General features: G+C 66.3%; 9 protein-coding genes. 8 read left to right on the top strand and 1 reads right to left on the bottom strand.

Annotated features, from left to right (window positions below; translation table 11 throughout):
• The first annotated feature begins 456 nt into the window (after positions 1-456).
• The 5 genes from OG326_RS42240 to OG326_RS42220 are packed head-to-tail and all read left to right on the top strand — an operon-like array spanning position 457 to position 7087.
• Positions 457-2250: a B12-binding domain-containing radical SAM protein gene (locus OG326_RS42240; protein WP_327147030.1), complete on the top strand. Its 1794-nt coding sequence runs from the start codon at positions 457-459 to the stop codon at positions 2248-2250.
• Positions 2251-2296: 46 nt separating this feature from the next.
• The gene (locus OG326_RS42235) at positions 2297-4348 is read left to right on the top strand and encodes an aminotransferase class I/II-fold pyridoxal phosphate-dependent enzyme (RefSeq protein ID WP_327147027.1); all 2052 of its coding nucleotides are present in this window, start codon (positions 2297-2299) and stop codon (positions 4346-4348) included.
• A complete protein-coding gene (locus OG326_RS42230) occupies positions 4345-5556 on the top strand; it encodes a formyltransferase family protein (protein WP_327147026.1) in 1212 nt (403 codons plus the stop codon). Before OG326_RS42235 ends, OG326_RS42230 begins: the two co-directional genes overlap by 4 nt.
• Positions 5557-5558: 2 nt before the next feature.
• The gene (locus tag OG326_RS42225) at positions 5559-6248 is read left to right on the top strand and encodes a hypothetical protein (RefSeq protein ID WP_327147025.1); all 690 of its coding nucleotides are present in this window, start codon (positions 5559-5561) and stop codon (positions 6246-6248) included.
• Positions 6245-7087, top strand: coding sequence for an endonuclease/exonuclease/phosphatase family protein (locus OG326_RS42220; RefSeq protein WP_327147024.1), 843 nt, complete (start codon positions 6245-6247; stop codon positions 7085-7087). The genes OG326_RS42225 and OG326_RS42220 overlap by 4 nt, the downstream gene beginning before the upstream one ends.
• On the opposite strand, the gene OG326_RS42215 is transcribed toward OG326_RS42220, so the two are convergent.
• Positions 7057-7656: an NUDIX hydrolase gene (locus tag OG326_RS42215; RefSeq protein ID WP_327147023.1), complete on the bottom strand. Its 600-nt coding sequence runs from the start codon at positions 7654-7656 to the stop codon at positions 7057-7059. The genes OG326_RS42220 and OG326_RS42215 overlap by 31 nt on opposite strands.
• A gap of 161 nt (positions 7657-7817) precedes the next feature.
• Here OG326_RS42215 and OG326_RS42210 point away from each other — a divergent pair, with 161 nt between their 5' ends.
• The 3 genes from OG326_RS42210 to OG326_RS42200 all read left to right on the top strand — a co-directional run bounded on the left by OG326_RS42210 (position 7818) and on the right by OG326_RS42200 (position 11510).
• A complete protein-coding gene (locus OG326_RS42210) occupies positions 7818-8840 on the top strand; it encodes an aldo/keto reductase (protein ID WP_327147022.1) in 1023 nt (340 codons plus the stop codon).
• A gap of 595 nt (positions 8841-9435) precedes the next feature.
• A complete protein-coding gene (locus OG326_RS42205) occupies positions 9436-10197 on the top strand; it encodes an iron-containing redox enzyme family protein (RefSeq protein ID WP_327147021.1) in 762 nt (253 codons plus the stop codon).
• Positions 10161-11510, top strand: a complete 1350-nt coding sequence (locus OG326_RS42200) for a pyridoxal phosphate-dependent aminotransferase (protein WP_327147020.1) — start codon at positions 10161-10163, stop codon at positions 11508-11510. Before OG326_RS42205 ends, OG326_RS42200 begins: the two co-directional genes overlap by 37 nt.
• Positions 11511-11520: the final 10 nt, after the last annotated feature.

Here is an 11520-nt window from a genome sequence, read left to right as displayed (position 1 = left end):
ACACCGACCCCGGAAGCCGCATCCGCGGCTCTGCGCCTCTTGCAGCGCGGCGCGCCGACCATCCCATTGCCCGCTTCCGAACCTGCTGCGGCGCAGGCGATTGCATCGCCCACCCACCTGCCCTCGACCGGAGATGTCCGCGACAGGTTGGCCGAGTTTCTCGACAAGACAGCCGGTCCGGGAGCGAGCCTGTCCGGCGTTGACGAAATCATGCTCGCCGATCCCAACGTCCTGGCCGATGCGGTCGCGGCGGTGACCGCGAACCGAGTCGTCGTCACCGGCACATTGGAACGGCGGCTGATCCTGGCCGAACGCCCGGGTGAGGCAGGGTGGATGATCGCGGATCTGGCCGGGCAACCGCATTCCTCGCGGGCCTGGCCCGAGTGGGCACAGCAGGGGATCGGGCTCGCCGATCCGGATTCGTGGCTGAGCACCGCGACCCTGACCGGCGAAGCACTGCACCGCCTCGAGCGTCCGGACGTGCTGCTGGCGGCGTTGTATCACCCCGAGAACTTCCCGCTTCCAAGATTCCCGCTGGCGATATCGGATCTGGCGCGCGCGACGCGGGCGACGTTGTGCGGTCGGGTCCGGTTGATGGACATGCAGCTGGGCGTCACTCTCGATGAGCTGTTGGCCGCCATCGCCGCCGGGGTCGATGTGCTGGGGATATCGGCGACGTTCGGTCAGCACGATCTGCTGGCCACCGTGCTCGACACCGTGGCCGGCATCGAGGACAGGCCGGTCACGATCGTGGGCGGCAGCCTGGTGGCGCGCACGGAACGGCTGCTGCTGACCGATTACCCGTGGCTGTTGGTCGCACGTGGGGCGGGAGAACCCACCATCGCCGATACCGTCACACACTGGCACGACGACATCGACCAGTCTCAGATCCGTGGAATCGGTTACGTCGGAGCAAGTTTCGGCGAGGGAACCTTCACCCTCGGCCGACAGCGGCACACCGCGAGCGTGGCCAACCGCGCGCTGACCGATTTCCTACCCGAACTCGATCTTCTGGCCCCGACCCTGGCCCATGGGGGTGTGGCCCAGCTCGAGGCGTCGCGAGGGTGCACGAACACGTGCAGCTTCTGCCCACGCGGGCACAAGGGCTCCCATACCGGTCGCGCGCCGGTGGATCTGGATTGGATGGTGGGCGCGATATCGGGGATCTTCGACCACTTCCCGGACCGCTCGCACACGCTGTACCTGGTGGATGAGGAGTTCATCGGCGCCGACGACGACGCAGTGCCTCGCGCGTTGGCGCTGGCGGCGACCGTGGCCGGGCATGGGATGGCGTGGGAGAGTTCGTGCCGGATTGATCAGGTCGTGGACCCCGCGCAGGATCGGGCCTGGCACATCGACCGCGCGGCGATGTGGCGGCAGCTGATCATCGACGGGTGCCGACGCTGCCTGTTCGGTGTCGAGTCCGGCGTGACCTCCGTGCTCGAGCGGTTCCACAAGGAGACCACCGGCGAACAGAACGCACTCGCGATCCGAACCCTGTCCGCACTCGGCGTTCCGCCCCGGTACACCTACATCACCCTCGATCCGCTGATGAGCTGCACGGAGCTGGCCGAGACGACCGCGTTTCAGGCCCGCACGGACCTGTTGCTGCGGCCGTGCCCGGAGCTGAGTCCGGCCGAGATTGTCGATGGGGTGCGTGATGAGTCGTTCGTCGCCGCCCATGAGGCGGGCCGTCCGTTCTACTCCGAGATTTCCTATCTGCTGGTGAGTATGGAATGCCTGATCGGTGCCGCGTACACGCGGGCGGCGAAGGCGGCCGGGTTGACCGGGGACGCGAATCCGATGATGGGACGGCTCGATTCCCGGTACGCGGACTGGCGAATCGGGGTGTTCTCCGAGCACGCCCAGCGGTGGGTAGACCGGAATTTCGCGTTGGACTACGCGCTCAAGTCGATCGAGAAGCTGATCGAGGGGCAAGCGCGCCTGGTGGTGCGCTCTGCGCGGCGCGTGCTCAAGAACGCGGCGTTCGATCTGCTGACCTCGATGGTGGGGATGCTCGAGGTCTACCCGCTGGAGCGGCCGGAGCTGCACGCCGCGTTGGACGGTGAGCTGAATGTGTTGCGCGAGAGCCTGTTTGCGAAGTTGCGTGATCGGCTCGCGGGCGTCGTGGCGCACGTGTGTGAGACCTTGCCGGTTTCTGACGGTGCGTTCCTGCGTGATCAGCATCAGCGGTGGTCGCAGCGCACCGGATGGGATCTGATCAACGCCGCCGATCCGTGCGGGACCTGATCTGTTGCACGGCAACACTTTTCATCTCATTCAAGGAGTGTCGAGTATGACCACCGATATTTCGAACAACGGCCGTGCCGTCGGCGGAGCCACGGCACGGTCACTCACGGCCAGCACGCGTTTCGGCCGTTTCCTGGCCCTCGAGGGGACCAATGGCAGCGGCAAGTCCACCCTTGCCACGCAGGTTGCGGATCTGGACTACGCGCGCGCGACGCAGGTCCTGGCTGAGGGAGATCCGCGGCGGGGTCTGGTGTGGGTCTCACGCAAGCAACCGGCGGTGACCGACACCGACAGCGGCATCGTGATGGCGCGGCTGGCTGAGGTGTTGTGGGGCACGGTGGACGATCCGGCGGCGTTGCCCGATACCTTCTGGGCGGCAACGCAAGCGGCCTGGTTCACCGCGTTTTCCAATGCGGTCCTGGCGCCGCTGCTCGAGGCCGGATTCGATGTGCTCGTGGACGGCTGGATCGGGCGTATCAGCACCCAGCTGCTCGCCCAGGGCAATCACAGCCCCGCAGAGCTGGCGGCGCTGTTCGCTCATGTGCGCCGCCCGGATCTGACTGTTCTCGTGGATGTCGATCCGCAGGTGACCTGGGCGCGCCATGCCCAGGTGAAACCGGGTGATCTGGGAATCCACGCGGGAGCCGACATCACCCACGCCCGCACCGCGTTCACCGACTACCAGCAGCGCACCCGCTCCGGGCTGTGTCTGGCGGCCGCCGAGCAGGGTTGGCCGATCCTGCACGTGGGGGACGGTGAAACCGCCGAGCAATCTGCCGAGCGGCTGGCCGCACTCGTGGCCCCGCTGACTTCGGCCGCCTCGGACGGCGGGACGGGTCTGGGACGCGCGCCGGCGGCGGGGATCGAACTCGATGCCGCGATATCGCTGCTGACGGGATTGGCGGGCGGGGAGCATTACCGCTGGCCCCACATCGACAGCGCATTCGATGCCGCCGTGACCGGCCAGGCGCGACGGTCGCTGTCCGACCGCGACGCACGCGGAGTGATCGGCGAATTCGAGCGGGCGTTCGCGGGATTCCTCGGAGCCGAATACGCGGTGTCCTTCGCGTCGGGGACCGCGGCAATTCATGCGATGAGCCGCGCTGCGGGTCTGCGTCCTGGTGATGAAATCATCGCTCCCGCATACACGTTCGCGGCCACTGCCAGCCCGTTCGCGTTCGAGGGTGTCACCGTGCGGTTCGCCGACGCCGACCCGCGAACCGGCAACGTGACCGCCGAGAGCATCGCCGCGCAGATCACCGCCCGTACCCGCGCGGTGATCGTCACTCATCTGTGGGGCATCCCGGCCCGCATGGACGAAATCGCCGCGCTTGCCCACGATCGGGGCCTGTGGTTGTTCGAGGACTGCTCGCACGCGCACTTCGCGTCGTGGCAGGGCCGCCGCGTCGGCCTGTGGGGCGATATGGCGGCGTTCTCCTGCAACCAGAAAGCCATCACCACCGGCGAAGGCGGCGTGCTGGTCACCAGCCAGCCCGAATTGCGGGACAGGGCCTTGCTGTTCGGGCATTACGGCAAGCGCAGCACCACCGAAATCGACGCGACCAAGCCGTATTCGCGGTTCGCGATGACCGGAATGGGACTCAAAGAACGGATCACCACCCTCGGCGCGGCCATCGGCGTGCAGCAGCTCGCGCGCGCCACCGATATCGAACACCGGCGCCGCGCCACCCTCGACCGCTTCGCCCACGCCCTGGCCGACAATCCGGTCCTGCGACCGATACAAGTGGATCTCGCCGAGGGCAGCCACGGCCTGTATGTGCTGGGCCTGAACTACAGCGGCGAGCACGCGAACTTCTCGCGGGAGGAATTCGTGGCCCGCTGTCATCGTGCCGGGGCCACCGAGGTCGATATCCCCGGCTCCACCGGCGACATCAGCGGCCATCCGCTGTTCGCCCGCTCCGATCCCTTCGGCGAATGGGTGGCCCCGCAAACCGCTGTGCGGCATCTGATGCCGGGGGTGAGCGCGTTCGCCGGAACGTTCGTGAAACTGCCGCTGTGGGGATATCCGGGGGATGGCCCGGTCGTGGACAGTTACCTGCGGGTCGTGGCCGACGTGGCGAGCAAGGCGTGCCGGTGACCGCGGTGGAGGTCGGGGGCCGGTATCGGCTGCACACCGAGCTCGATGGCGACTTCACCCCGGCGCGGCTGGCCGGATCGGGTGCGGCCCGGCGGGTGCCGCTGGTCACCGCCGCTGATGCGGCCAGGCAGCTGGCCGCCTTGGGCGTGCGTGCGGCCGATACCGACGCGGCATTGATAGCGGGAATCGAAACCCATCGGTTGGCGCGGCCGCCGGTGGGTGAGCACCTCGGGGCGATGAGCACCGCCCATGCCGAGGCGCTGGCGTGCGTGGCCGCGCGGTGGATGCGTTATCGCCCCGGGCAACTCGCGGATCTGCGCGCGGTCAATACCGCCTGCAAGATCCTCGGTGCCCTGGCGCTGTACCAGCAGGCGCGACCCGACCCGCTGATCGGCGGGTATATCGCCACCGTCGCTGACCAGCTCGAGGAAACCACCGGCATTCTGGCCCTGCACTTGCGCAATCGCCTCAATCCGCCGGCCCCGCCGCCGATTCCGCCCGAGGCATTCGAGCCGCTGCGCGCACGCGCGCGGGCCCGGGTCGCGGTGCTGGCCCCGCCGAGCTCGCGCGTCGCGGCCGAGCTGCTGGCGGGCCTGGCCGCATGCGGGCTCGACGCGGCGTTGATCGCGTGGTGCCCGCCACCGTCCCCGGCCGCGATCCCGCCGGACTCGCATTACGCGAGTGCCTGGTATCCCGACCCCGCGCCCGAGGGCGACCGGCCCCCGGCCCCGGCCGAGCGCGTGCGCAGCTGGGATGAGGCGGCCGCGGCGCTCGCGCGGTGCGCGGATCTGACCGTTCTGGCCGGGATGCCGATCGTTCCCGGCCGGGTGCTCGCCGCGACTCGACTCGGCGCGGTCAATGCCCACAACGGTGCGTTACCCGCGCTGCGAGGCATGGACGCGCCGGGGTGGGCGGTGCTGACCGGTCAGCCGATCCTCTGCACAGTCCACGTCGCCCGCTCGGGCGTGGACACCGGCGAAGTCCTGGCCAGCGAACCGGTGCCGCTGACTCACCTGCCCACGCTGAAGGCCCGCGTCCGCGCCGCGCAGGTGCGGTTGCTGATCGCGGTCGCGGTCCACGTCGCGAGCTCGGGCCAGCTGCCCACCCTCTACCCGCAGCAGGGGTTGCCGGTGCAGTACTACCGGCTGCACCCGCACCTCAAACGCCATCTCGACGCCACCATTCCGCTGCTTCGCACGAGGTACTGACCATGACCGACTACCCACACCCCGATTTCGCCGCCCTGACCGAAATCGACTGGGACGACACCGAATCCATCCTCACGTGTGCCACGCTCGTTTTCGATGCCCTCACCCGTGAGGACAACGCGCTGGTGCTGAACCTGCTCGAGCGGCTGCCCTCGCAAGCGGCACTGACCAGCATGTGCGAGGGCTACGACTTCATGCGCAAGCTGGTGCTGTGGACCGACCCTGACACCGATGTCCGGTTGCGGCTGCACCTCTACAGCGGCCGCCACACCGAGCGCCCGCACAATCACCGCTGGCCGTTCTCCTCCCGGATCGTGCGCGGCCGCTATCAGCACAACCTCTACGGCTCCGATGCCGAATTCGATGAGCGCACCGACCCGGCATCGCTGAAACCTCTACTGGCACAACGGCAGCGCCCTGGGGACACGTTCGCGTTGGACCATGCCAGCGTGCACAATGTGTGCGCCGATCCAGGCACGGTCTCGATGATCCTGCGCGGGCCCGCGGCGAAAACGCGGTTCCTGATCCACGACACCGCCGCCGGTGCCGCCCCGTTCCATGTCTACGGCGCCGCGCAGGAAACTGCGGATATCCGCGCAAGCAAACAGCTCGACCCCGCCGCCCTGGCCACGGCGATCGGGGACGCACGAAACCTCCTGCTCGCCCATCCAACTAGCGAAGGACGCCCGTGACTGATCAAGCAATGCTTTTCGGCTCCACCGGGGACCGCGCCGAGAACGATCCGGACCGGCTCACCGTGTGCGCGCTCAATGTGCAGTCCGCACCGCCGGCCCGCGCGCACAAGCTCGCGGAATGGCTTCTCAGCACCGAGGCATCGGTGCTGGTGCTGACCGAGATCCGCGACAGCGACGGATCACGGCAACTGCTGGAAACCCTGCGCGCGGATGGCTTCTCGACCACTCCCGCACAGCTCAACGCCGCCGGTGCCCCGACCGCCGGGGACAAATACCATGCCGTCATCGCCACGTTCGGCCACCAGATCAGCCGCCAGCTGCGCGGCCCGATGGGCAACCGGGTCGCGGTCACCGATCTGACCACCGTGCACGGGCAAGTGCGGATCGTGGGCATGTATGCCCCCGCCAACGGCATGACTCTCGAGAGCAGCCACACCCGCGCGCAGTTTCAGCGCCGCGCCCTCGGCGAGCTGGCAGCGCTGCGGCGGCCGCGCACAGTGTTCGCCGGGGATCTCAACGTGGTGGAGCCGGGCCATGAGCCCCGGCTCACCGCCTATGAGACCCACGACTACGAGTTCTATACCGCGATCTGCTCGGCCGGGATGGTCGATACCTTCCGGAGCCTGCATCCGGACCAGCACGAGCACAGCTGGTTCAGTGATCGGTTCCTGGCCCAGCGTATCGACCACACGTTCATGACCTCGGCGACCGGCACGGTGACCGGATGCCACTACGACCGCACGACGATCGACACCAGCCTGTCCGATCACTCGGCGATGATCACCACTATCGACCTGCGAACCGGTCAGGCCACGGGCTCGCTGACTTCGCCATGAGCACGAAGCTTGTCCAGGAACCGCGTCATGCCCGGGTCGAACTGCTCGGCGGGCTCCCACAGTGCGGCGTTGTCGATGGGCCACCAGCGCAGCTCGCGCGCTTCGGCCGGATCGCGCCGCAGCACCATGTCCTCGTCACCGGCGATAGCGAACCAGAAACTCACGTCGGTGTGCGAGTGATCTCCGCGGGTCTGGGTGACGGTCAAGAACAGCGGCTCACCACCACATACCGGATCGAACTGCGCCTCGATATCGAGTTCCTCGTGCGCTTCGCGCAGCACCGTGACGCGCGGGTCTTCGTCCGGATCGACATGACCGCCCGGCGGCAGCCACGCGTTGGCCTTGACGTGATCGGCCAGCAGCACCGAACGCCGGCGGCGGTCGAAAATCACTGCATAGGAACACAAATGGGTCGGTGGGCCGTCCGGCTTGCGGACCCGGAACAGCGGGGCACCGCTGTCTATCCATTCCAGGACGAACTTCTGGGCGTCCTGCTCCACGTCATCGAGGGCGGTGATGGAAGCGGCCAGATCACGCACGATCCGGCGAGCATTGTCGGTAGATGTCACAAGGGTTCCTCCATAGCGGAATGCGTCTCGGGGGCATTCCTGACTGGGCAACCGAGGAACCCTAACAAGGTCGGGACCGACACGCCCGGCACGGAAACCCTGCTCTGTTCTGGAGGTATCACCACATGCTGACTCGCACATTGGGCGATGGTGGGCCGCGCGTGTCAGCCCTGGGCATCGGCTGCTGGGCCCTGGGCGGCCCGGCCGAAAACCTCGGCCTGCCGACCGGTTGGGGCGAGATAGACGACGGCGAAGCGTTCGACGGATTGTGCTGCGCGTATGAGAAGGGCGTCACCCTCTTCGATGTCGCCGATGTCTACGGCCACGGCCGCGCCGAATCCACTCTAGGCCGTCTAGTGCGCCAAATCCCGCGCGACACAATCACTTTGACCTCGAAAGTCGGTTACGGCGGTGATCCGGAGCACCCGTACACACCCGAGCACATGCGCCGCCAGCTCGAACGTTCCCTCGCCCACCTCGGCACCGACCATATCGACCTGTATTTCTTCCACCACAACAACTTCGGCCCCCAAGACAGCGACCTCGAATCCGCCCTCGCCACCATGGAGCAATTCCGGGCCGAAGGGCTCGTTCGCGCGGTGGGTATGCGCGGCCCGCACCGGTACGCCCTGGACCGGATTACCGGCCAACCCACCACCGACAAGTACGGGCGGTTCTACCGGCTGTTCTCGCGGATCGGCCCGCAGGTGATCGCGGTCCGCGACAACCTGCTGACACCCTCGCGCGCACCGATTTTCGCCCTGGCCGCCGAACACGGCTGCGGCGTCCTCACCTACAAGCCTCTTGCGCAGGGCCTTCTGACCGGCAGCTACACACCCCGGCGGCCCCGCCGTTTCAACCCCGGCGACCACCGCGCCCGCAAGCGCTGGTTCACCGATCCCGCCATCGACATCATCGACTTCGCCCTAGACACCGTGCGCCAGTACATCGGGGAAGACGATCCGGCCGAACTGATCCGGATCGCCCTGTGGTCGTGCCTGGACCACGGCGGCCACACGGCGGTCCTCGCCGGGTTCACCACACCCGAACAGGTCACTATGAACCTTGCTTGCCTGGATCACCCGCCCACACCCGAAGTTGTCGAAATCGCCCGCACCGCAATGCGAAAAGCACAGCAGGAACTCGACGGAGCGTTCGAGGTTTTCACCGATCAAACCGTGTAGCACTGCACGTATGTCTAGGGCGGCTGGTTGGCCCGATGAGGCCATTTCGATTGGGGGTCTGCGAATCTCGACGCGGGCGAGGGCCGGGGTTCCGGACTGGTGAGGTCGCGTATTCAACTGTCGCGGGATGTGTCTGGTTTCCAGCCCTTGGGTGATCTTGGCCGGGGGCCCGTGGCGTAGCGGCTCCAGACGGCCGCCGGTCTGGGCGGCGAGTCTGGTTGTGGTGGTGTAGTGGTAGTTGAGGGCGTCGGCGACAACCGGGGCGGGCATTTCGAGGACGAGCTGGCGCAGCGTCGCACATTGTTTCCCTGAAACCGGTACCTGATCCCTAATGGCCGTGTAAAGAGATGCACTGCTCCGAGTCCAAAATAAAACCGAAGGGTCCCCTTATATCAGGTTGCGTATCGATTCCCAGTAGCGGGAATGGAAGGGGGGCAAGCGGGGTGATCGCATGACTACAGTGCTCGGTGAAGTTTCGATCCGGGCACGATGACTTTCGGTAGTTCAAGTAAGACGTTCTTTGGGTGGATCGTGGGGTCCGGCCGCGATATATCGCGGCCACGATTCGAACGTGCATATCAGGGGGAGCTGCAAGATGACGAATTCCACGAAGGTTTCAATCCATGACCAAGTCACCGCAATCATGGATCACTTGGAGCAGCATCAGGTCTACGCCAATGGCTACTTCGCATACCTTGAGAACTCACCGTGGAACGCCCCGGCCTACGACTTCCACCGCGCCAATTTCTTCCATCGGACCGAGGGCACGGTCAAAGGCATCGCTTACGTGTGTGCGCAGGCGGCCGCCCGTGACGACCGCGACACGCTGGTTCTGTTCTCGCACATCCTCAACGAAGAGACCGGGAACGGCGAGGCGGCACACTGCCATGAGCTGTTGATGGAGAACTCCCACAACCTGTTCGGTCGGACCGAGTTCGGCCTGCCTCCGCTGCTCGTGCGGGAGGCGCGCAACAGCGACCTGGTCCTTCCCGAGACGGTGGCATACCGCGAGCGCACTCTGGAGCTGCTGGGCAGCAACTATCACCGCATGCTGGGTGTGGCGATGGCCCTGGAGTCTCATGCCGACAAGATGCTGCAGGTCTGCCGTAGGGCGTTCCGCAACAGCCGCAACGAGCTGCACGCGGGCGAGTTCGTGGATAGTGTCGAGGTCTATTTCAATGTCCACGTCGGTGACGAGGGCGTCGAGGAACGCCATGCCGCCGATGCGAAGAAGTGCGTTCTGCACAACTGCCGTACCGATGCGGACGCCGCCGAGATCGTCTACGGGGCGACAGAGACCCTGAACATTCAACTGGACATGTGGACCGCAATGCACAAAGCGGTGGCCAAGAATTGAATTCCACAGGCAGTAGTGCTGCTCTTACCGTAATGCAGAAGAATCGCGGCATCGCCGACGCTATTCTGCGGATTCCCGAGTCAGCAACTCACGGAACTATGGCGAAACTAGCGGCGCTCAATCGAGGACTCCCCGAACATGAGCAGATCGTCGATCTCAGCATCGGCGCACTGGATATGCCGGCTGATCCCCGGATCGATCGCGGCGTAGTCGAGTTCATTCAAGAACACCCCGACACAATTCATGCGTTCGCGCCGGTCAAGGGATTTTCGTTCCTGTTGGATTCCATTGCCGCGCGGCAGGCTCGCCTCCACGGAATCACCTACGACCCGGACAGTGAAATCATGGTCACCCCGGGCGGGGTGAAAGGCTCGATTTCCGTGGTCTTCCATGCGCTGCTGAATCGGGGCGACGAGGTCGTGGTTCCCGTACCCAACTGGCCGCACTACGCGGACATGGTGCAGCTGCACGAGGGGGTCCTCAAAACCGTTCTGGTCACGGCGGATGGCGGGTTGACGGCGTCGGCCCTCGAGGCGGCGATCTCGGAGCGAACCAAGATTGTCATCCTGGGTGACTGCATCAACCCGACGGGCAAGGTCTACTCGACCGAGGAGCTGTCGGCGCTGGCCAGGATCGTCGCCCAGCACAACCTGCGACGCGAGGCCCGCGGGGAGAACCCGGTCTACGTCCTGTTCGACACCCCGTACGAGGCCCATGTCATCGAGCCACGCGCCCAGACATTCGCCGCCATAGACGTCAGCTTCCCTGACGGCAGCCACTGCTGCATGCGGGCGTGGACGGTGGCGGTGACCGGGCCGGGCAAGACGTACGGCATGCACGGTGATCGGATCGGGTATCTGTGTGCTCCGCCGGACATCGTGAACGCGGCCGCGCGGGCACAGGTCAATCTCACCTCGTTCGCGTCCACCTACGGCCAGGTCGCCACGCACATCGCGCTGCGGCCGGAGATGGATGAGGTCGCGACCTCCAGGGCGGTGGCCGCACGCAGCAACCTCGAAGCCATGCTGGCCGAGCTCGAGGCAGTCCCTTCGTTGCAGGTCACCGCCCCGCAGGGAGGCTACTTCCTGTTCGTCGACTTCGTCGCCTTCGCCGACGCCTACCGCGAGCGTGGCTACAGCACCGCCGATCAGTTCCTGCTGGCCGAGGCGAAGGTCGCCACGATCTGCGGCAACCACTTCGCCGACGGTGAGCCCTTGGACCATTTCGTGCGGATCAACTGCGGCCGGACGGGTGCACTCCTGAGCGAAGCCGGCAAACGAATCAGGCGTGCATTGGATCACCTCGAATCCTGACGTCGATAGA

The organism is Nocardia sp. NBC_01327 (genome assembly GCF_035958815.1).
Taxonomy (GTDB): Bacteria; Actinomycetota; Actinomycetes; order Mycobacteriales; family Mycobacteriaceae; genus Nocardia.
The sequence above is the reverse complement of the archived record's forward strand: the minus strand, read 5'-3'. Positions and strand labels throughout refer to the sequence as shown.

Bases quoted from the DNA above. Each gene is read 5' to 3' on its own strand.
- OG326_RS42225 (WP_327147025.1), top strand. From the start codon at position 5,559: ATGACCGACTACCCACACCCCGATTTCGCCGCCCTGACCGAAATCGAC.
- OG326_RS42235 (WP_327147027.1), top strand. From the start codon at position 2,297: ATGACCACCGATATTTCGAACAACGGCCGTGCCGTCGGCGGAGCCACG.
- OG326_RS42205 (WP_327147021.1), top strand. From the start codon at position 9,436: ATGACGAATTCCACGAAGGTTTCAATCCATGACCAAGTCACCGCAATC.